At 68.6% G+C, this 20,618-nt stretch carries 14 protein-coding genes; 5 read left to right on the top strand and 9 right to left on the bottom strand.

Going from position 1 to position 20,618, the window contains the following annotated elements; genetic code table 11:
• Nucleotides 1-458: 458 nt before the first annotated feature.
• The 6 genes from ACYJSS_RS02670 to ACYJSS_RS02695 all read right to left on the bottom strand — a co-directional run bounded on the left by ACYJSS_RS02670 (nt 459) and on the right by ACYJSS_RS02695 (nt 9,738).
• On the bottom strand, nt 459-1,013 hold the full coding sequence (locus ACYJSS_RS02670; protein WP_111262645.1) for a hypothetical protein: 555 nt from the start codon (nt 1,011-1,013) through the stop codon (nt 459-461).
• Nucleotides 1,014-1,667: 654 nt separating this feature from the next.
• A complete protein-coding gene (gene gcvT, locus ACYJSS_RS02675) occupies nt 1,668-2,783 on the bottom strand; it encodes a glycine cleavage system aminomethyltransferase GcvT (protein WP_111262646.1) in 1,116 nt (371 codons plus the stop codon).
• Nucleotides 2,784-2,889: 106 nt separating this feature from the next.
• Complete coding sequence (locus ACYJSS_RS02680; protein ID WP_111262647.1) at nt 2,890-4,266, bottom strand: L-serine ammonia-lyase; 1,377 nt, start codon at nt 4,264-4,266, stop codon at nt 2,890-2,892.
• 182 nt (nt 4,267-4,448) lie between these two features.
• Nucleotides 4,449-7,313, bottom strand: coding sequence for an aminomethyl-transferring glycine dehydrogenase (gcvP, locus tag ACYJSS_RS02685; protein WP_111262648.1), 2,865 nt, complete (start codon nt 7,311-7,313; stop codon nt 4,449-4,451).
• An 11-nt stretch (nt 7,314-7,324) separates the two neighbouring features.
• Nucleotides 7,325-7,699 carry a glycine cleavage system protein GcvH gene (gene gcvH / locus ACYJSS_RS02690; protein ID WP_111262649.1) on the bottom strand — a complete coding sequence of 125 codons (375 nt, stop codon included), beginning with the start codon at nt 7,697-7,699 and terminating at the stop codon, nt 7,325-7,327.
• Nucleotides 7,700-8,217: 518 nt separating this feature from the next.
• Nucleotides 8,218-9,738, bottom strand: a complete 1,521-nt coding sequence (locus ACYJSS_RS02695; RefSeq protein WP_111262650.1) for a sigma-54-dependent transcriptional regulator — start codon at nt 9,736-9,738, stop codon at nt 8,218-8,220.
• Nucleotides 9,739-9,948: 210 nt separating this feature from the next.
• Here ACYJSS_RS02695 and ACYJSS_RS02700 point away from each other — a divergent pair, with 210 nt between their 5' ends.
• Genes ACYJSS_RS02700 through glgB form a run of 3 tightly spaced genes read left to right on the top strand, consistent with a single transcriptional unit; the run spans nt 9,949 to nt 17,481 of the window.
• Nucleotides 9,949-11,958, top strand: coding sequence for an alpha-1,4-glucan--maltose-1-phosphate maltosyltransferase (locus ACYJSS_RS02700; RefSeq protein ID WP_111262651.1), 2,010 nt, complete (start codon nt 9,949-9,951; stop codon nt 11,956-11,958).
• Between the two features lie 10 nt (nt 11,959-11,968).
• The gene (gene treS, locus ACYJSS_RS02705; protein WP_236206487.1) at nt 11,969-15,289 is read left to right on the top strand and encodes a maltose alpha-D-glucosyltransferase; all 3,321 of its coding nucleotides are present in this window, start codon (nt 11,969-11,971) and stop codon (nt 15,287-15,289) included.
• Nucleotides 15,286-17,481 carry a 1,4-alpha-glucan branching protein GlgB gene (glgB, locus tag ACYJSS_RS02710; protein WP_236206488.1) on the top strand — a complete coding sequence of 732 codons (2,196 nt, stop codon included), beginning with the start codon at nt 15,286-15,288 and terminating at the stop codon, nt 17,479-17,481. The genes treS and glgB overlap by 4 nt, the downstream gene beginning before the upstream one ends.
• A gap of 421 nt (nt 17,482-17,902) precedes the next feature.
• On the opposite strand, the gene ACYJSS_RS02715 is transcribed toward glgB, so the two are convergent.
• Together ACYJSS_RS02715 and gspH are read right to left on the bottom strand one after the other, a co-directional pair.
• Nucleotides 17,903-18,520, bottom strand: a complete 618-nt coding sequence (locus ACYJSS_RS02715; RefSeq protein WP_236206489.1) for a PulJ/GspJ family protein — start codon at nt 18,518-18,520, stop codon at nt 17,903-17,905.
• Nucleotides 18,520-18,990: a type II secretion system minor pseudopilin GspH gene (gene gspH / locus ACYJSS_RS02720; RefSeq protein ID WP_236206490.1), complete on the bottom strand. Its 471-nt coding sequence runs from the start codon at nt 18,988-18,990 to the stop codon at nt 18,520-18,522. The genes ACYJSS_RS02715 and gspH overlap by 1 nt, the downstream gene beginning before the upstream one ends.
• Nucleotides 18,991-19,047: 57 nt before the next feature.
• Between gspH and ACYJSS_RS02725 the strand changes: the two genes are divergently transcribed.
• Nucleotides 19,048-19,476: a type II secretion system protein N gene (locus ACYJSS_RS02725; RefSeq protein ID WP_236206491.1), complete on the top strand. Its 429-nt coding sequence runs from the start codon at nt 19,048-19,050 to the stop codon at nt 19,474-19,476.
• A gap of 2 nt (nt 19,477-19,478) precedes the next feature.
• On the opposite strand, the gene gspI is transcribed toward ACYJSS_RS02725, so the two are convergent.
• Complete coding sequence (gene gspI, locus ACYJSS_RS02730; RefSeq protein WP_236206492.1) at nt 19,479-19,874, bottom strand: type II secretion system minor pseudopilin GspI; 396 nt, start codon at nt 19,872-19,874, stop codon at nt 19,479-19,481.
• 262 nt (nt 19,875-20,136) lie between these two features.
• Between gspI and gspG the strand changes: the two genes are divergently transcribed.
• Nucleotides 20,137-20,586, top strand: coding sequence for a type II secretion system major pseudopilin GspG (gene gspG, locus ACYJSS_RS02735; RefSeq protein ID WP_021217637.1), 450 nt, complete (start codon nt 20,137-20,139; stop codon nt 20,584-20,586).
• Nucleotides 20,587-20,618: the final 32 nt, after the last annotated feature.

Consider the following 20,618-nt stretch of genomic DNA (forward strand, 5'->3'; position numbering starts at 1 on the left):
GCCACTTAAAAGCAACCAAAAGGGCCTGCCCCGCCATACGGGTCTGGCTGAAGCCAGACTTCCCTCGCTCCATCGCCAATGGGCCATCCCTGGCCCGATGCGCCTCTCGCGACATCCATGTCGCTCAACCCCTTGATTCGCTTCGCTCACCCTTCGGGCCAGCCTTCTTCGCTCAAATCCCAACATTTCTGCGCGCACCGACCCAGTACGCACGTGGCGGCGGCTTTCGTAGGATGGTGTAGAGCGAAGCGAAACCCATGCTGTGGAAGTGGCACAAACCCTTGGTGCCCGAAAAGCACCGTGCTTGACGGCTTGCTTCAAAACCACAACAGCTAACGCAGACAGAGCCAATGAACTCGCCCCTACGGGTGTTCCCGGGCGGGTTGGTGTCGGCATTTTTCGCACAAATGAAAACGGCAGCGCCTGGGCGCTGCCGTTGGGTGACCGTGGTGGGCGGATCACATGCCGTAGTTGCGGCGGAACTGGGCGATCAGCTTTTCCGGCTTGGGCTCTTCCTTGGTCAGGACGTAGACCACGCGCTGGCCGTCGGGGCCGCCGCCGATGTCGACGTAGCTGAAGGTGGGCTCGCCGATCTTGTACATGTCCATCATGTCGCCGTAGCGGCTGAACACATAGATGATGCCTTCTTCGTCACGCAGCTCGCCGTAGAACGGCTGGGCCGGCGGCAGGCTGACGTCCAGGAAGCGCTGGGCGCTGGTCTTGGCTTCCTTGCCCTGGTCGTCGGCCTTGAGGATCAGGGTGATGTCGCGGTCGAAGCCGTCTTTCTTGCCGGTGGCTTTCTTCAGCGGGGCGGTACCGTTCTGCATGAAGCCGCGATAGGTGGCGTAGTCGTCGAAGACGAACAGCTCCTTCTCGGTGCGGATCTGATACCAGTCTTCGTTGTTCAGCGCCTCGACCTTGGCCGGGGCGGCCGGCTGGGTGCTGCAGGCGGAAACGGCGATGGCCAGCGCGGCCAGGGTCAGCGATTGGATCAGGGTTTTCTTGTAGGGCATTTCATGGTCCTCCCCAGGATTGGTGAGACGCGAATCTGCCCGAGTCGTGTGACGGCGAGATGACGGTGATATGCCAGAAGTATTACGGCAAGGTTTCGGCGCCGGAATCGCCTGCTTTCAAACGTATGCAGGCAAAAGTTAAAGTAAATTCTAGATTTTTCATTTATATGAAAATCAATGAGTTACGTGCTTTTTGTAATCTTTAAAGTGAGAATTCGAGTGATCGGCAGGCCGCCGTCCGTACCCGCCTTTGCAGGAGCGAATTCATTCGCGAATAAGCACCCGGGCGGCGCGGATTTCGTGCCATGAATCTTCCTTCGGCACGCCTCACGCGGGTTTCACCCGCCCTACGCAGCCCACCTCCGATTCCACCTCGCAGGAGCGAGCTCTGCTCGCGAACGGCCCTGGCACCTTCCCATTGACCCCCGTTGGGCTTCGCTGCGCTCGACGCCAACCCACGGCGGTGTGCCACGGCTCGGAATTGGGTTGTGGCACCGGGCATCGCCGGTGGAGGTAAAGGCCGACCTCCACCCTGCATCCCGGGATAGGCCCTGCCTTGGGTGGAGTGCCGGAAAAAGAAAAGGCGACGGTTCGCACCGTCGCCTTGAGGGCCCGTTCGGCTGGGGGAGCCTGCGGGGCATCGAGGGTAAAGGGTCAGCCGCGGTAGTAGCGCTGCGGCACGAAGGGGGTCTTGGCGACCTTCATCGCCACGCGCTTGCCGCGCACCACGGCCCAGATCTCGCTGTCGAGGGCGGCATGGGCGGCATTGACGTAGCCCATGGCCACCGGGCCGCCCAGGGTGGGGCCGAAGCCGCCGCTGCTGACGCGGCCGATGACGGTGCCGTCGGCGTCGACGATCTCGGCGCCTTCACGCACCGGTACGCGCTCCTGGGGCAGCAGGCCGACGCGCTTGGCGGCGACGCCCTCGCGCTGCTGGGCGAAGATACGCTCGGCGCCCGGGAAGCCACCGGCACGCTCGCCATCGGCGCGGCGCACCTTGGAGATGGCCCAGGCCAGGCTGGCGTCGATGGGGGTGGTGGCAGTGTCCATGTCGTGGCCGTAGAGGCACAGGCCGGCTTCCAGGCGCAGCGAGTCGCGGGCACCGAGGCCGATGGCCTGGACTTCCGGTTCGGCCAGCAGGGCGCGGGCCAGGGCCTCGGCCTTGTCGGCAGGCACGGAGATCTCGTAGCCGTCCTCACCGGTGTAGCCGGAGCGGCTGACGTAGCACTCGACGCCCAGCAGGCGGGCGCTGCCGAACTGCATGAAGGTCATCTTCGCCACCTCGGGCGCCAGGCGTGCCAGCACGGTGACCGCTGCCGGGCCCTGCAGGGCGAGCAGGGCGCGCTCCTCGAACAGTGGCTCGATCTCGCAGCGCTCGCCTATGTGCGCGCGCAGGTGGGCCAGGTCCTGGTCCTTGCAGGCGGCGTTGACCACCAGGAACAGCTCGTCCGCACCCAGGCGCGCCACCATCAGGTCATCGAGGATGCCGCCGTTGGCGTCGGTGAACACGGCGTAGCGCTGCAGGCCCACCGGCAGGTCGATGATGTCCACCGGCACCAGGCTCTCCAGGGCCTTGGCGGCGTCGCTGCCACGCAGGCGGATCTGCCCCATGTGGGACACGTCGAACAGCCCGGCCTGTTCACGGGTGTGCAGGTGCTCCTTCATCACGCCCAGCGGGTACTGCACCGGCATGTCGTAGCCGGCGAAGGGAACCATCTTGGCGCCCAGTTCGAGGTGCAGGGCGTGCAGGGGGGTCTTTGCGAGGGTCATGTAAATCTCCTTCGGAAGCTGCAAGCCACAAGCGGCAAGCCGCAAGCAGGTGGCAGCAAAACGGTGTTTTCACTTGAAGCTTGCGGCTTGAAGCTTGCCGCTGCTCTCAACATTCAATGATGTTCACGGCAAGACCGCCGCGAGCGGTTTCCTTGTACTTGCTCTTCATGTCGGCCCCGGTCTGGCGCATGGTGCGGATGACCTTGTCGAGGGAGATGAAGTGCTGGCCGTCGCCGCGCAGGGCCATGCGGGCGGCGTTGATGGCCTTCACCGAGCCCATGGCGTTGCGCTCGATGCAGGGCACCTGGACCAGGCCGCCGACCGGGTCGCAGGTCAGCCCCAGGTTGTGTTCCATGCCGATCTCGGCGGCGTTCTCCACCTGCTGCACGCTGCCGCCCATGACTTCGCAGAGCGCGCCGGCGGCCATGGAGCAGGCCACGCCGACTTCGCCCTGGCAGCCCACTTCGGCGCCGGAGATGGAGGCGTTCTCCTTGTAGAGGATGCCGATGGCGGCGGCGGTGAGCAGGAAGCGCTCCACGCCCTCGTCATTGGCGCCGGGGACGAAGCGTGCGTAGTAGTGCAGCACCGCCGGGACGATGCCGGCCGCGCCGTTGGTGGGCGCGGTGACCACGCGGCCGCCCGTGGCGTTCTCCTCGTTCACCGCCAGGGCGTAGAGGTTGACCCAGTCGAGCACCGTCAGGCTGTCGCGCAGGGCCGCTTCCGGGCGCTCGCTGAGCTGGCGGAACAGGGCGGCGGCGCGGCGCTTGACCTTGAGCCCGCCGGGCATGATGCCTTCCTTGCGGCAGCCGGCCTTCACGCAGTCCTGCATCACCTGCCAGATGCGCTGCAGCCCGGCGCTGGTCTCCTCGGGGCTGCGCCAGGCCTTCTCGTTCTCGCGCATCAGCGCACTGATGGAGAGGCCGCTGGCGGCGCAGTGGGCGAGCAGCTCCTTGCCGGTCCTGAAGGGGTAGGCGAGCGGCGTCTGGTCTTCGACGATGCGGTCGTGCCCGGCGGCTTCCTCGTCCACCACGAAACCGCCGCCCACCGAGTAGTACTCGCGCGAGCGCAACTGCAACCCGGCGGCATCGAAGGCGCGGAAGATCATGCCGTTGGGGTGGTAGGGCAAGGGCCGGCGGATCATCGCCAGGTGGTCCTTCTCGACGAAGCGGATGGTCTTCTCGCCACCCAGGCGCAGCTCGCCGTCCTTGCGCATGCGCGCCAGGCGCGTGTCGATGTGCTCGGTGTCCACGGTGTCGGGCTGCTCGCCTTCCAGGCCGAGCAGCACGGCCTTGTCGCTGCCGTGGCCCTTGCCGGTGGCGCCGAGGGAGCCGTAGAGCTCCACGCGGAGGACTTCCGTGGCGGCCAGCAGGCCTTCGCGGCGCAGGCCGTCGACGAAGCGCGCGGCCGCCCGCATCGGGCCGACCGTGTGGGAGCTGGAAGGGCCGATGCCGATCTTGAACAGGTCGAAGACGCTGAGGGACATGGTGTCGCTCCTGAGCCTGGATCGCGCTCGTTGTTATTGGGTCAGCGTAGACACTGGGGGATATCGGGCCTCGCGGCCCGACGGCTGTTCGGTGGGCCCCCGCGTTCGCGGGGGGTGACGGGGCGCCCGCCAGGCGCCCCGTGCATCGTCATTCCCGCGCAGGCGGGAGCCCACCGTGTGGGTCAGGCGTCCTGGTACGCCTCGATGGACGGGCAGGCGCAGACCAGGTTGCGGTCGCCGAAGACGTTGTCGACGCGGCCCACCGGCGGCCAGTACTTGCCGTCCACCAGGCTGGCGGTCGGGTACACGGCCTGTTCGCGGCTGTAGGGGTGGGCCCACTCGCCGACCAGCTCCGCCGCGGTGTGCGGGGCGTTCTTCAGCGGGTTGTCGTTGGCGTCCAGGGCGCCGGTCTCCACCGCGCGGATCTCGTTGCGGATGCGGATCATGGCGTCGCAGAAGCGGTCCAGTTCTTCCTTGGACTCGCTCTCGGTCGGCTCGATCATCAGCGTGCCGGCCACCGGGAAGGACATGGTGGGGGCGTGGAAGCCGAAGTCGATCAGGCGCTTGGCCACGTCGTCGACGCTGATGCCGCTGCTGTCCTTGAGCGGGCGCAGGTCGAGGATGCACTCGTGGGCCACCAGGCCGTTGGTGCCGGTGTAGAGCACCGGGTAGTGCTCTTCCAGGCGACGGGCGATGTAGTTGGCGTTGAGGATCGCCATCTGCGAGGCGCGACGCAGGCCGGCGCCGCCCATCATGCGGATGTACATCCAGGTGATGGGCAGGATGCTGGCGCTGCCGAAGGGCGCGGCGCTCACCGCGCCTTCCTTGCGTGCCAGATGGCCGTGGCCGGGCAGGAAGGGCGCCAGGTGGGCCTTGACGCCGATCGGGCCGACGCCCGGGCCGCCGCCGCCGTGGGGGATGCAGAAGGTCTTGTGCAGGTTCAGGTGGGACACGTCGCCGCCGAACTGGCCCGGGGCGCAGAGGCCGACCATGGCGTTCATGTTGGCGCCGTCGATGTACACCTGGCCGCCGTTGGCGTGGATGATCTCGCAGATTTCGCGGATGCCTTCCTCGAATACGCCATGGGTGGAGGGGTAGGTGATCATGATCGCGGCGAGGCGGTCGCGGTGTTCCTCGGCCTTGGCCTTGAGGTCGGCGATGTCGACGTTGCCGCGGGCGTCGCAGGCGGTCACCACCACGCGCATGCCGACCATGTTGGCGGTCGCCGGGTTGGTGCCGTGGGCCGATTGCGGGATCAGGCAGATGTCGCGCTGGTCGTCGCCACGGCTCAGGTGGTAGGCGCGGATGGCCAGCAGGCCGGCGTACTCGCCCTGGGAGCCGGCGTTGGGCTGCAGCGACACGGCGTCATAGCCGGTGGCGGCGCAGAGCATGGCTTCCAGCTCGCAGGTCAGCTGCTGGTAGCCCTCGGACTGCTCGGCCGGGGCGAAGGGGTGCAGGTTGCCGAACTCGGCCCAGGTGACCGGGATCATCTCGCTGGCGGCGTTCAGCTTCATGGTGCAGGAGCCCAGCGGGATCATGCTGCGGTCCAGCGCCAGGTCCTTGTCGGCCAGCTTGCGCATGTAGCGCATCAGCTCGGTTTCCGAGTGGTAGCGGTTGAATACCGGGTGGGCGAGGATCGCCGACTCGCGCAGCAGTGCGGTGGGCAGGCGGCTGGGGATGGTCGCGGCCAGCTCGGCGAAGGCGGGCAGGGCCTGGCCGTCGGCGAAGATCGCCCACAGCGCTTCGACGCTGGCCTGGGTGGTGGTCTCGTCGAGGGAAAGGCCCAGGCGCTGGTCGTCGACCACGCGCAGGTTGATGCGGTGCTCGCGGGCCTTGGCGTGGATCTCGGCGGTGCGCGCGCCGGTGGCCAGGGTCAGGGTGTCGAAGAAGCTCTGCTGCTCGACGGTGACGCCCAGCTTGGCCAGGCCCTGGGCGAGGATGGCGGTGAGCTGGTGCACGCGCTTGGCGATGCGGGTCAGCCCCTGCGGGCCGTGGTAGACGGCGTACATGCTGGCGATGTTGGCCAGCAGCACCTGCGCGGTGCAGATGTTGCTGGTGGCCTTCTCGCGGCGGATGTGCTGCTCGCGGGTCTGCATGGCCAGGCGCAGGGCCGGCTTGCCGTGGCGGTCGATGGAGACGCCGACGAGGCGGCCCGGCATGTCGCGCTTGAACGCATCGCGGGTGGCGAAGTAGGCCGCGTGCGGGCCACCGAAGCCCAGCGGCACGCCGAAGCGCTGGGCGCTGCCCAGGGCCACGTCGGCGCCGAACTCGCCCGGGGCCTTGAGCAGGGTCAGGGCCAGCAGGTCCGCGGCCACGGCCACCAGGGCGCCGGCGGCGTGGAAGCGCTCCACCAGCTCGGCGTTGTCGAACAGGTCGCCATTGCTGGCCGGGTATTGCAGCAGCGCGCCGAAGTAGGGCGCGGCGTCGGTCAGCTCGCGCTCGTCACCCACCACCACTTCGATGTCCAGGGGCTCGGCGCGGGTGCGCAGCACGTCGAGGGTCTGCGGGTGGCAGTGGCGGGAGGCGAAGAAGGCGTTGCTGGCCTTGTTCTTCGACAGGCGCTTGCAGAAGGTCATGGCCTCGGCGGCGGCGGTGCCTTCGTCCAGCAGCGAGGCGTTGGAGATCGGCAGGCCGGTGAGGTCGCTGATCAGGGTCTGGAAATTGAGCAGCGATTCCAGGCGGCCCTGGGAGATTTCCGGCTGGTACGGGGTGTAGGCGGTGTACCAGGCGGGGTTTTCCAGCAGGTTGCGCAGGATGGGCGAGGGCGTGTGGGTGCCGTAGTAGCCCTGGCCGATGTAGCTGGTGAACAGCTGGTTCTTGCCGGCGATGGCCTTGATCGCGGCCAGGGCGTCGGCTTCGCTCTGGCCCGGGCCCATGTCGAGCACGCTGGTGCCCTTGATGCTGTCCGGGATGACGCTGGTGCTCAGGGCTTCCAGGTCGGCGTAGCCGAGCTGGTCGAGCATGGCCTGGGTGTCGGCGTCGCGCGGGCCGATGTGGCGGGCGATGAATTCGTTGGCGGTGCCGAGGGCGTTGGTCTGGATGGGCATGGTCGGGCTCCTCAGGCGTTCTTGATCAGGGCTTCGTACGCGGCGCGGTCCATCAGGTCGGCCAGCACGGCGTTGTCGGCCAGGCGCATGCGGAAGAACCAGCCCTTGCCGAGCGGGTCTTCGTTGACCAGTTCGGGGCTGTCGTTGAGGGCCTCGTTGATTTCGAGCACGTCGCCGTCCAGCGGCATGACGATGTTGCTGGCGGCCTTGACCGATTCCAGCACCGCGACTTCCGCGCCCTGCGCATAGGCCTGGAGCTCCGGGAGCTGCACGAAGACCACGTCGCCCAGCGCCTCCTGGGCGTACTCGGTGATGCCCACGGTCACCTGGCCATCGGCCTCCAGGCGCAGCCATTCGTGTTCGGCGGTGAAACGCAACTCGCTCATTCGGAACTCCTCGATGCTTTGGCCCGGTTCTTTGCCGGGCGCTCTATGGACCCCCGCACGGGACGACGTCCCGTGCTGTCTGGTCGGCTAGTTAGCAAGGGTGGTGCCAGGATGGTCATGGCCAGATAAAACAAGGGCTTGGGCGTGATTCGCGAGGTCTTGCGCGAAGAGGGGTGTAGCGAAAACGCTACAGAAAGTGGGGCTTTTGGGCGGGATGCAAGGGAAACGGCAGGAACGACGGGGTGCAGGGCCGGATGTTACGGAGTCGTTACGCTGTAGCGAATTCGCTACGGATCAGTTCGAGTCATGATTTAATTATTTATAAATCAATATATTGGGTTGTTTTTATAGAAATTAGATGAGGTTATGCGCCGTAGGATGGGTAGAGCGAAGCGAAACCCATGCTGTGTTCCAGCACATTCACGATGGGTTTCGCGTTGCTCTACCCATCCTACGTGGTGGTTTTAATAAAAAATGAATGAAAACAGATGGATATACATAATTATTGAGGTGCTGTATCAACTCTTGCCGGGTATCCCGTACTTGCGCAAACGGTGGGCGATGGCGGTGTGCGAGGTCTGCAGCCGTGCCGCCAACTGGCGGGTGGAGGGGTAGCTGGTGAAGAGCTTTTCCAGCAGCGCGCGCTCGAAGTTCTCCACGGCCTCCTCCAGGCTGTTCACCTCGCCGTCGTTCTGCCGGGCGACGGCGGTGCCGGCGATGTCCAGGTCGCCTATCTCGACGATGCTGCTCTCGCAGATGGCCGCGGCGCGGAAGATCACGTTCTGCAACTGGCGCACGTTGCCGGGCCAGCGGTTGCCCAGCAGCGCCGGATAGGTGCCCGGCGCCAGGCGGCAGGGCGGGCGCTGGATCTGGGTGCAGGCCTGCTGCATGAAGAAGCGCGCCAGCAGGAGGATGTCCTGCCCGCGTTCGCGCAGCGGCGGCACGTCCAGGTTGAGCACGTTGAGGCGGTAGAACAGGTCCTCGCGGAAGCTGCCCTCGGCCACCATCTTCTCCAGGTCGCGGTGGGTGGCGCTGAGGATGCGCACGTCCACCTTCACCTCGCGGTCGCCGCCCACCCGGCGGAAGCAGCCATCGCTGAGAAAGCGCAGCAGCTTGGCCTGCAGGTAGGGCGACATCTCGCCGATCTCGTCGAGGAACACCGTGCCCTGGTTGGCCAGCTCCAGCAGCCCCGGCTTGCCGCCGCGCTGGGCACCGGTGAAGGCCCCCGGGGCATAGCCGAACAGCTCGCTTTCGGCGAGGTTCTCCGGCAGGGCCGCGCAGTTCAGCGCCAGGAACGGCTGGTTGTGTCGCGCGCTGACGGCATGGCAGGCCCGCGCCACCAGCTCCTTGCCGGTGCCGGTCTCGCCGTTGATCAGCAGGGGCGCATCCAGGGCCGCCACGCGCAGGGCGCGGGCCTTGAGGGTGCGGATGGGCTGGGAGTCGCCCAGCAACGCGTCGAAGCCTTCGGCGTGATCGTGGTGCAGGGCCGAGAGGCGTTCGCCGATGCGGTTGGGCAGATAGAGGGTGAGCAGCGCACCGGCCAGGTGCTCGCCTTCGGTGATGGGCACGGCGTCGAGCATCAGCGCCTGGCCCTTGAGCGTCACCTCGCGCAGCGGCAGGCGGAAACCCTGCTCGCGCAGCACGTTGTGCAGGCTGTCGTCGGCGAACAGCTGGGCCAGCGTCGCGCCTTCCAGTTCGCCGCCATGCAGGGCCAGCAGCGCCGGGTTGGCCAGCAGCACGCGGCCGTCCTGGTCCACCGCCAGCACCGGGTCGGTCATGGCCGCCAGCAGCGCATCCAGCTGCAGCCGGTGGCGCTGGCCGGGGAGGATGTCCACCACCGTCACCTCCTGCACGCCGTGGACCTTGTGCAGCGCGCCGCGCAGCTCGTCCAGCACCTCGGCGCTGAGGGTGGGCGCGTCGATGTAGACGTTCGGCGGGACCATTTCCACCGCGTCCAGGTTGAGGTTGCGCCCGCCGAGCAGGGCGAGGACTTCCTGGGTGATGCCGACGCGATCGATGAAGGTGACGTGAATGCGCATGGAAGGCGGAGCCGCTGGATGAAAGCCGTGGATTATGCCCGCTCCGGACGGTGTGGGGCCATGGCCAGTGCCCGGGCGCAGGGGATTGTCGATCCGCACACGAAAGTTCGAACTTTTGCCCGCCCCCCGGGCTCGGAACTAGCACACCACTTCCGCAACCCGGCGCGGCCCCAGCCGGCCTCCATGCGCCGGTCAGAAGGAGCCAGCCCGATGTCCCTGAACACCCCAGCCGAGTCCGCCGCGCGCCTTTCCGGGGCGCTGCAACTGGATGAGGCCCTGGCCTTCCCGCGTATCGCCATCGAGTCCGTCGAGCCCCAGCTGGAGGGCGGTCGCTTCGCCGCCAAGGCCATCGAGGGCGAGGCCCGCACCGTCACCGCGGTGATCTTCGCCGACGGCCACGACAAGCTCGCCGGCCAGGTGCTCTGGCGCCTGGTCGAGGACCCCGAGTGGCAGCGCGTGCCCCTGGAGTTCCTCGGCAACGACCACTGGCAGGCCAGCTTCGTGCCGCCACGCGTGGGCCGCGTGGTGTTCGCCGTGGAAGCCTGGTGGGACCTCTACGGCAGCTACTGCTACGAGCTGTCGAAGAAGCACGGTGCCGGCGTGCCCATCAAGCTGGAGCTGCAGGAAGGCGAGCTGTTGCTGCGCCAGGCCCTGGAACAGGCCCCGGCGGGCCTGGTGGACGAGCTGCAGGCGCTGCTCGCACGCCTGGAAGAGACCCCGTCCATCGACGCGCGCGTGGCCCTGCTGCTGGCGCCCGAGACCGTGGCCGCCGTGACCCGGGTCGAGGCCCATCCCCATCGCGTGCGCAGCCCGCTGTACCCGCTGGACGTGGAACGCAAGCAGGCCGAATTCGCCAGCTGGTACGAGCTGTTCCCACGCTCGGCGGCCAACGACGGCAAGCGCCACGGCACCTTCCGCGACGTCATCGCGCGGCTGCCGGAGATCCAGGCCATGGGCTTCGACGTGCTCTACTTCCCGCCCATCCACCCCATCGGCCGCACCCACCGCAAGGGGCCGAACAACTCATTGAAGGCCGGCCCGGACGACCCCGGCAGCCCCTACGCCATCGGCAGCGCCGAGGGCGGCCACGAGGCCATCCACCCGCAGCTGGGCAGCCGCGAGGACTTCCAGGCCCTGGTCCGGGCCGCCCGCGAGCACGGCCTGGAGATCGCCCTCGACTTCGCCATCCAGTGCTCCCCCGACCACCCCTGGCTGGCCCAGCACCCCGGCTGGTTCAGCTGGCGCCCCGACGGCAGCATCCGCCACGCCGAGAACCCGCCGAAGAAGTACGAGGACATCGTCAACGTCGACTTCTACGCCCGTGACGCCCAGCCCGACCTGTGGCTGGCCCTGCGCGACGTGGTCAAGGGCTGGGTGGAGCAGGGCGTGACCCTGTTCCGCGTCGACAACCCGCACACCAAGCCGCTGCCGTTCTGGGAATGGCTGATCGCCGACATCCGCGCCGCCCACCCCGAGGTGATCTTCCTCGCCGAGGCCTTCACCCGGCCGGCGGTGATGGCGCGCCTGGGCAAGGTCGGCTTCACCCAGAGCTACACCTACTTCACCTGGCGCAACACCAAGGAGGAGCTCGCGCAGTACTTCACCGAGCTCAACCAGCCGCCCCTGTGCGACTGCTACCGGCCGAACTTCTTCGTCAACACGCCGGACATCAACCCCTTCCCGCTGCACGGCCAGGGCCGCGCCGCCTTCCTCATCCGCGCCGCACTGGCCACCATGGGCTCCGGCCTCTGGGGCATGTACTCGGGCTTCGAGATCTGCGAGTCGGCACCGGTGCCGGGCAAGGAGGAATACCTGGATTCGGAGAAGTACCAGCTGCGCCAGCGCGACTACCGCGCCCCCGGCAACATCGTCAGCGAGATCGCCCAGCTCAACCGCATCCGCCGCGCCAACCCGGCCTTGCAGACCCACCTGGGGCTGCAGGTCTACAACGCCTGGAACGACAACATCCTGTACTTCGGCAAGCGCACCGCCGACCGCTCCAACTTCATCCTCATCGCCATCAGCCTCGATCCGCACAACGCCCAGGAGGCGCATTTCGAGCTGCCGCTGTGGGAGCTGGGCCTGCCCGAGGACGCCGCCACCCAGGGCGAGGACCTGATGAACGGCCACACCTGGACCTGGTACGGCAAGACCCAGTGGATGCGCATCGAGCCCTGGCACCAGCCCTTCGGCATCTGGCGCATCCGCGCCGCGACCTGAGATCAGCGCCATGGCCAAGAGACAGCGGCCCGCCGCCTTCCTCAACGACCCGCTCTGGTACAAGGACGCGGTGATCTACCAGGTGCACGTGAAGTCGTTCTTCGACTCCAACAACGACGGCATCGGCGACTTCCCCGGCCTGATCGACAAGCTCGACTACATCGCCGAGCTGGGCGTGAACACCATCTGGCTGCTGCCGTTCTACCCCTCGCCACGGCGCGACGACGGCTACGACATCGCCGAATACCGCGGCGTGCACCCCGACTACGGCAGCATGGCCGACGCCCGTCGCTTCATCGCCGAAGCCCACCGGCGCGGCCTGCGGGTGATCACCGAGCTGGTCATCAACCACACCTCCGACCAGCACCCCTGGTTCAAGCGTGCCCGCGAGGCGAAGAAGGGCTCCAGGGCGCGTGACTACTACGTCTGGTCCGACACCGACCAGCACTACCTGGGCACGCGGATCATCTTCCTCGACACCGAGAAGTCCAACTGGACCTGGGACCCGGTGGCCGGCCAGTACTTCTGGCATCGCTTCTACTCCCACCAGCCCGACCTCAACTTCGACAACCCCCAGGTGATGCGCGAAGTGCTCGGGGTGATGCGCTTCTGGCTCGACCTGGGCGTCGACGGCCTGCGCCTGGACGCCATCCCGTACCTGATCGAGCGCGACGGCACCCATAACGAGAACCTGCCCGAGACCCACCAGGTGCTCAAGCGCATCCGCGCCGAGCTGGACGCCAAGTACCCCGACCGCATGCTCCTGGCCGAGGCCAACCAGTGGCCCGAGGACACCCAGCTGTACTTCGGCGGCAACGAGAGCGGCGAGGGCGACGAATGCCACATGGCCTTCCACTTCCCGCTGATGCCGCGCATGTACATGGCCATCGCCCAGGAAGACCGCTTCCCCATCACCGACATCCTGCGGCAGACCCCGGACATCCCCGCCAACTGCCAGTGGGCCATCTTCCTGCGCAACCACGATGAGCTGACCCTGGAGATGGTCACCGACCAGGAGCGCGACTACCTCTGGGACTACTACGCCGCCGACCGCCGTGCGCGCATCAACCTGGGGATCCGCCGGCGCCTGGCGCCCCTGGTGGAGCGCGACCGCCGGCGCATCGAGCTGCTCAACAGCCTGCTGCTGTCCATGCCCGGCACGCCGACCCTCTACTACGGCGACGAGATCGGCATGGGCGACAACATCTTCCTCGGCGATCGCGACGGCGTGCGCACGCCCATGCAGTGGTCCATCGACCGCAACGGCGGCTTCTCCCGCGCCGACCCCGCGAGCCTGGTGCTGCCGCCGATCATGGACCCGCTCTACGGCTTCCAGACCATCAACGTCGAGGCCCAGGCCCGCGACCCGCACTCGCTGCTCAACTGGACCCGGCGCATGCTCGCCGTGCGCAAGCAGCAGAAGGCCTTCGGGCGCGGCAGCCTGAAGATGCTGTCACCGGCCAACCGCCGCATCCTCGCCTACCTGCGCGAGTACACCGGGCCCGACGGTCGCCACGAGATCGTCCTCTGCGTGGCCAACCTGTCCCGCGCCGCCCAGGCCGCCGAGCTCGAACTCTCCGCCTACGACGGCAAGGTGCCGGTGGAGATGGTCGGTGGCTCGCCATTCCCGCCGATCGGCCAGCTCAGCTACCTGCTGACCCTGCCGCCCTACGGCTTCTACTGGTTCCTTCTCGCAGACGAGGCGCAAATGCCCACCTGGCACGTACCCCCCGTGGACCGGCTGCCCGAGCTGCCCACCCTGGTCATCAAGCACGACCTGCAGGAGCTGCTGCGCGGCGCCGCCGGCGGCACCCTGGCGCGGGAATCCCTGCCGGCCTACCTGCCCAAGCGTCGCTGGTTCTCCGGCGACGGCGCGGGCGAGGTGCGCCTGCTCTATGCCGTGCCCTTCGGCGAGGCGGACGCGCTCTGCGTGCTGGCCGAGGTGGAGTGCCGCGACGGCGAGCGCCGCGAGCACTACCAGCTGCCCCTGGCGTTCGTCGCCGAGCACCAGGGGGGCAGTGCCGTGCCCGAGCAACTGGCCCTGGCGCGCCTGCGCCGGGGTCGCCAGGTCGGCCTGCTCACCGACGCCTTCACCCTGCCGGGCTTCGTCCGCCAGGTGGTGCGCCAGCTGAGTCGCGGCCAGGTGCTGCGCTGGCAGGGCAGCGAGCTGCAGTTCGCCCCGACCTCGCGCCTGGTGGACTTCATCGGCGCCCTGGACGGCGACGTCAACCTCGTCTCCGCCGAGCAGTCCAACAGCTCGGCGGTGATCGGCGAGAGCATGGTGCTCAAGCTGGTGCGCCGCGTGCTGCCCGGCATCCACCCGGAAACCGAGATGGGCGGCTACCTCACCGAGCAGGGCTTCGCCAACATCCCGCCGTTGCTGGGCGAGGTGCGCCGGGTCGACGAAGCCGGCACGCCGCACACGCTGATGGTGCTGCAGGCCTTCCTCAGCAACCAGGGCGATGCCTGGCAATGGACGCAGAACACCCTGGAACGCGCCGTGCGTGACGAGCTGGCCGGTGGCGTGTCCGGGCTGGAGAGCCAGTACACCGCGCTGGTGGAACTGGAGGCCTTCGCCCGCATGCTCGGCCGCCGCCTCGGCGAGATGCACGAGGTGCTCGCCCGCCCCAGCGACAACCCCGACTTCGGCTACCGGGGCAGCGACACGCCGGAAACCGACGCCTGGGCCCACAGCGTCGGCGTGCAGCTGCGCGAGGCCCTGGAGCGGGTGGCCGAATCCCGCGAGGGCCTTTCCGATTCCGCCCGGGCGCTGGCCGACTGGCTGGGCAGCCACCAGGCCGGGCTGCTGGAGGTGGTCGACAGGCTGGCCCGGCGCAGCGCCGGCGGCATCCGCATCCGCGTGCACGGCGACCTGCACCTGGGGCAGGTGCTGGTGGCCCAGGGCGACGCCTTCATCATCGACTTCGAAGGCGAGCCGACCCGCAGCCTGGAGGAGCGCCGCGCCCACCACAGCCCGCTGAAAGACGTGGCCGGCATGCTGCGCTCCTTCGACTACGCCGCCGCCATGGCGCTGCGCAACGCCCAGGGCGCCGATGCTTCCAGCGAGGCCCAGGCGGCCCGCCAGCGCATCGCCAGCGCCTACCGCAGCCAGGCCCGCACGGCCTTCCATGAAGCCTATCGGCTGGCCGCCGCCAACCTGCCGCACGCCTGGCACGAGCGTGACGGCGAGGTCGCCGCCCTGGCGCTGTTCAGCATCGAGAAGGCCGCCTACGAAATCCTTTACGAAGCCCGCTACCGCCCCGATTGGCTGGATGTGCCGATGCTGGGGCTGGTGGAACTGGGTCGCCATCTCCTGGGGAGCAAGAAATGAATGACGTAGCAATGGAGCAGGGCGCCGACCGGGCCCAGATCGAGGCACTGGTGCGTGCCGAGCACGGCGACCCCTTCGCCTTCCTCGGCCCGCACCACGACGACCAGGGCCCGGTGGTCCGCGCCTACCTGCCGGGCGCCCTGGGCGTCGAGCTGCTGGATGGCGACAGCGGGCAGACCCTGTGCCCCTTCGAACAGGCCGCCACGCCGGGCCTGTTCATCGCCCGGCCCGCGCAGCTGCAGCGCTACCGCCTGCGCATCCACTGGAGCGAAGGCGTGCAGGAAACCGAGGACCCCTACGCCTTCGGCCCGCTGCTGGGCGAGACCGACCTCTACCTGTTCGCCGAGGGCAACCACCGCGAGCTGGGCAAGGTCTTCGGCGCCCAGCTCACCGAGCACGAGGGCGTGCCCGGCGTGCGTTTCGCCCTGTGGGCGCCCAATGCCCGGCGCGTCTCCGTGGTGGGCGCGTTCAACGGTTGGGACGGGCGCCGCCACCCCATGCGCCTGCGTCACCCGGCGGGGGTCTGGGAACTCTTCGTGCCCCGCCTGCAGGCAGGCGAGGTGTACAAGTACGAGCTGCTCGGCCAGCACGGCCTGCTGCCGCTCAAGGCCGACCCGGTGGCCCTGGCCACCGAGCTGCCGCCGGCCACCGGCTCGGTGGTCAGTGCGCCGCTGGACTTCCACTGGCAGGACCAGGACTGGATGGACGGCCGCCAGCGCGGCCAGGCCCACGACCGCCCGCTGTCGATCTACGAGGTGCACGTCGGCTCCTGGCGCAAGGAGGGCGGCAACGACGGCCGCGTGCTCAACTGGCACGAGCTGGCCGAACAGCTGATTCCCTACGTGCTGGAGCTGGGCTTCAGCCATATCGAGCTGCTGCCGATCATGGAGCACCCCTTCGGCGGCTCCTGGGGCTACCAGCCGCTGTCGCAGTTCGCGCCCACCTCGCGCTACGGCAGCCCGCGTGACTTCGCCGCCTTCATCGATGCCTGCCACCGCGCCGGCATCGGCGTCATCCTCGACTGGGTGCCGGCGCATTTCCCCACCGACGCCCACGGCCTGGGCCGCTTCGACGGCACCGCGCTGTACGAGTACGAGCACCCCTTCGAGGGCTTCCACCAGGACTGGGACACCTACATCTACAACCTCGGCCGCACCGAGGTGCACGGCTTCATGCTGGCCTCCGCGCTGCACTGGCTGCGCGCCTACCACATCGACGGGCTGCGCGTGGACGCCGTGGCCTCGATGCTCTACCGCGACTACTCGCGCAAGGACGGCGAGTGGATCCCCAACCGCCACGGCGGCCGCGAGAACCTGGAGGCCATCGACTTCCTCCGCCATCTCAACGACGTGGTCGCCACCGAGGCGCCGGGCGCGCTGGTGATAGCCGAGGAATCCACCGCCTGGCCCGGTGTCAGCCGGCCCACCCGCGAGGGCGGCCTGGGCTTCGCCTACAAATGGAACATGGGCTGGATGCACGACAGCCTGAAGTACGCCAGCGAGGACCCGGTCAACCGCAGCCATCACCACCACCAACTGACCTTCGGCCTGCTCTACGCCTTCTCCGAGCACTTCATCCTGCCCATCTCCCACGACGAGGTGGTGCACGGCAAGCGCTCGCTGCTGGACAAGATGCCCGGCGACCGCTGGCAGAAGTTCGCCAACCTGCGCCTCTACCTCAGCTTCATGTGGAGCCATCCGGGCAAGAAGCTGCTGTTCATGGGCTGCGAGTTCGGCCAGTGGCGCGAGTGGAGCCATGACAGCGAACTGGACTGGTACCTGCTGCGCTACGGCGAGCACCAGGGCGTGCAGACCCTGCTGCGCGAACTCAATGCCCTGTACCGCGCCGAGCCCGCCCTGCACCAGCTGGACGGCGTCGCCGAAGGCTTCCAGTGGCTGATCGGCGACGACAAGGCCAACAGCGTCTACGCCTGGCTGCGCAAGGGCCGGGATGGCGCGCCGCTGCTGGTGGTGCACAACTTCACCCCGGTGCCGCGCTCGGGCTACCGCATCGGCGTGCCGCTGCCCGGCACCTGGCAGGTGCTGCTCAACAGCGACGCCGAAGGGTACGCCGGCAGCAACGCCGGCACCCTCGCCGAAGCGCACGCCGAGGACGAGACCAGTCACGGCCAGCCCCACTCCCTGGTGCTCGACCTCCCACCGCTGGGCGCGCTGATCCTCAAACCGCAGTAAAGGTGACCCTGTCGACGTTAGCCCGGGCTTCAGCCCGGGAGCGAGGCGGCCGGTATCCCCGGGCTAAAGCCCAGGCTACAGACTGCGGGTGGAGGTCGCTCTTTACCTCCACCAGCGGTGTTGCACGGGGCCGCGATGGTGGATGGGTGGAGCGTCATCCACCCTACACACCGGTTATCACCGTGGTCCGGGATAAGCACGGTGCCGTAGGTTGGCGCCGAGCGTAGCGAGGCACCAACGGTGCGGGGTTCGGCTCTGCTGCGTTGGGCTTCGTGCCTCAACCCAACCTACATCCGTGCCAGGACGGCTCCAATGTGTGGGAGCGGCTTCAGCCGCGAACGACCTGCCACCGGCAACAGGCTGCGAGCGACCGGACATTCCATCGCCAATGAACTCGCTCCCACGGGGTGTGCCCCGGGGTTCACTCGAACGGCCCCATCACCTGGCGGTAATGCTCGGTGCCTTGCGCTGTCTGGCGGGTGAGGGTGAGTTCGAGGCCGCCGGGGTTCTCCACCGGGGTGCCGGTGAGGGCGGCCCAGCCCTTGCCGGGGCGCCAGGTGCGCAGGTCGAAGTCGCTCACGCCACTCATCACCGCCACGCCCTTGCCGGGGGCCGGCAGCGGGTAGCGCGTGCCGGGGGAGGAGGCGGCGCGGTACAGGGTGTCGCCTTCCACCCACCAGCGCACCCGCAGCAGGCGACCGGGGCGGGAGGGGGCCACGCGCACCAGCTCCAGGCGCGGCGGGCCATTGCCGCCGCCGCGCAGCACCAGGGCCGGCGGCCCGGAGCGGATCGGCAGCGCGCCCGCGTCGGCGTCCGGGCGCAACGGCTCCAGCAGCTCGGTGGTGGCACGTTGGGCCAGGTCGCGCTGCAACTGGTTGAGCGCGCGCAGTAGTTCATCGTTGCGTTCGGCCGTTGCCTGCAGGTGCGCGTCGCTGCGGCTCACGCTGTCCAGGCCGCGCCAGGCCACCAGCGACACCAGGGCCATCAGCAGGATCGCCACCATCACCTCGATCAGGGTGAAACCGCGCTGCCCCCTCATCACTGCACCTCGATGCGGCCGGAGGGCTCGCGCACGACCCTGACGCTGTTGTGCCCATCCGACAGCTCGATGCGCGCCGGCTCGCCGATCCACTCGGCGTCGATCAGCAGCCAGCGGCCACTGCTCAGGCGCACCTCCAGCGGGCTCACCTGCCAGGTGCGCGGGCGCAGCTGCGGGTCGCCGGCGAACACCCGCTCATCGGCACCGCCATCTTCCAGGCGCAGGAAGCGGTAGCCGCGTTCATCCGGCTGCCAGGCGATGGCGCGGCCGTCGGCACGGGCCTCGTCCTGGGCGCTCTGCAACAGCAGCGCCAGGCGCTTGGCGTCCTCGCGCAGCAGGCGCGCCGGGTCGGGGCGGATGCTCAGGCTCACCGCTGCCGTGGCGATGCCGACGATCACCAGCACCACCATCAGCTCGATCAGGGTGAAGCCCCGTTGCGCGTGCGCGGCACACTCGGGAGGAGATGACATAAAACCGTGAAGATCGGCTGCTAGCGTCGGCGCCAGGAATTTCCGGAGAACCGTCGCATGCGCCTTGTCAGCCGCTTCAACCCCGCCGCATGTGTCCAGGGCGCCGCGCTGGCGGCGACCCTGGCCGGCCTCGTCACCTGGGGCTTGCTGCTGGGCGACCCCAGGCCCCAGCAGGCCCAGGCGCTCAGCCAGGCCCCGCAGCCGGCGCCTGCCGCCGCCCGGGAGGCGGCGCAATGGTTCGCCAGCCGCGCCAGCCAGCTGGACGTGCGCCTCACCGGGCTGTTCGCCGGGGAGCGCGGTGCCGTGGCGATCCTCGCCATCGACGATGCACCGCCACGCGCCTTCCTCACGGGCGAGAGCCTGGGCGAAGGCGTGCGCCTGGACGCCATCGAAGGCGATGCGGTGATCATCGCCCGGGGGGGTGAAACCCAGCGCCTGTCCATCGCCCGCCTGCCCGAGGCACCGCCGCTGCCGTCCCTGCGCTGAGTTCACGGCGTCACCTGCAGGCGGTCGCGTGCCACCAGGGTTTCCAGGCGTGCCAGGGGCGGGCCGCCACGTTCGCGGTCGTACACGCGCAGGCTCAGCTGCACCAGGTCGCCCAGCGGGGTGACGCGCTGCTCGCAACTCAACCGCAGGCGCCCCTGATCACACTCCAGCACCTTGCGGCCGACACCCGGCAGCCCCTCCAGGCGCAGCTCGGCGAGGCGCGACTGGGCCGCCAGCAGGGCGATGGAGCGGTCGCGCAGCAAGCCGTCGGCCTGGGTCATCTGCCCGGCGGCACGCACCGCCGCCGACATCGCCACGGCGACGATGGCCAGCGCCACCAGCACTTCGATCAGGGTGAAACCGGCCGCTGGCCGGGGCGTTGCGTGGGCCTTGCGCATGAGCGGGTCACGGGGCGGGGAAGAAGGCTCCAGCCTAGCGCCGGCGTCTGACGAAACGCTGACGGAAACACCGGAGGACGGTGCGCCGAAGCCCTGGCCCGCCGGCCCGCAGCCCCCATGCCACGGGCGTCGTGGCCGGACGCGGGGGAAATCCTCCCGAGGATTTTCAATACCAGTGACATATGCGCTTGGAACAATCCGGGTCGACAGGACAGGCCCGCCTCCATGGAAGCGGGCCGAGGCAGACCCAAGGAGTGTCGAGATGGATATCGCGCGGTTCAGCTCCCCGGTTCGCGGCCGGAATGGCCAGCAGGGCTTCACCCTCATCGAGATCATGGTGGTGGTGGTGATCCTCGGCATCCTCGCCGCCATGGTGGTGCCCAAGGTGCTCGACCGTCCCGACCAGGCCCGCGCCACCGCCGCGCGCCAGGACATCGGCGGGCTGATGCAGGCGCTCAAGCTTTACCGCCTCGACCAGGGCCGCTACCCGAGCCAGAACGAGGGCCTGAAGGTGCTGGTGGAACGCCCGGCGAATGCCACCTCGAGCAACTGGCGCTCCTACCTCGAACGCCTGCCCAACGACCCCTGGGGCCGCCCCTACAACTACCTCAACCCCGGCGCCAACGGCGAGGTGGACATCTTCTCCCTGGGGGCCGACGGCCAGCCCGAGGGCGAGGGCGTCAATGCCGACATCGGCTCCTGGCAGCTGTAGGCCGCGCCGTGCATCCCCTGGCCAGCCAGCGC

This window comes from Pseudomonas sp. No.21, from assembly GCF_054558415.1.

Excerpts from the sequence above, each read along its gene's own strand:
- ACYJSS_RS02670 (WP_111262645.1), bottom strand. The coding sequence starts at position 1,013 with ATGCCCTACAAGAAAACCCTGATCCAATCGCTGACCCTGGCCGCGCTG.
- gcvT (WP_111262646.1), bottom strand. The coding sequence starts at position 2,783 with ATGACCCTCGCAAAGACCCCCCTGCACGCCCTGCACCTCGAACTGGGC.
- ACYJSS_RS02680 (WP_111262647.1), bottom strand. The coding sequence starts at position 4,266 with ATGTCCCTCAGCGTCTTCGACCTGTTCAAGATCGGCATCGGCCCTTCC.
- gcvP (WP_111262648.1), bottom strand. The coding sequence starts at position 7,313 with ATGCCCATCCAGACCAACGCCCTCGGCACCGCCAACGAATTCATCGCC.
- gcvH (WP_111262649.1), bottom strand. The coding sequence starts at position 7,699 with ATGAGCGAGTTGCGTTTCACCGCCGAACACGAATGGCTGCGCCTGGAG.
- ACYJSS_RS02695 (WP_111262650.1), bottom strand. The coding sequence starts at position 9,738 with ATGCGCATTCACGTCACCTTCATCGATCGCGTCGGCATCACCCAGGAA.
- ACYJSS_RS02700 (WP_111262651.1), top strand. The coding sequence starts at position 9,949 with ATGTCCCTGAACACCCCAGCCGAGTCCGCCGCGCGCCTTTCCGGGGCG.
- treS (WP_236206487.1), top strand. The coding sequence starts at position 11,969 with ATGGCCAAGAGACAGCGGCCCGCCGCCTTCCTCAACGACCCGCTCTGG.
- glgB (WP_236206488.1), top strand. The coding sequence starts at position 15,286 with ATGAATGACGTAGCAATGGAGCAGGGCGCCGACCGGGCCCAGATCGAG.
- ACYJSS_RS02715 (WP_236206489.1), bottom strand. The coding sequence starts at position 18,520 with ATGAGGGGGCAGCGCGGTTTCACCCTGATCGAGGTGATGGTGGCGATC.
- gspH (WP_236206490.1), bottom strand. The coding sequence starts at position 18,990 with ATGTCATCTCCTCCCGAGTGTGCCGCGCACGCGCAACGGGGCTTCACC.
- ACYJSS_RS02725 (WP_236206491.1), top strand. The coding sequence starts at position 19,048 with ATGCGCCTTGTCAGCCGCTTCAACCCCGCCGCATGTGTCCAGGGCGCC.
- gspI (WP_236206492.1), bottom strand. The coding sequence starts at position 19,874 with ATGCGCAAGGCCCACGCAACGCCCCGGCCAGCGGCCGGTTTCACCCTG.
- gspG (WP_021217637.1), top strand. The coding sequence starts at position 20,137 with ATGGATATCGCGCGGTTCAGCTCCCCGGTTCGCGGCCGGAATGGCCAG.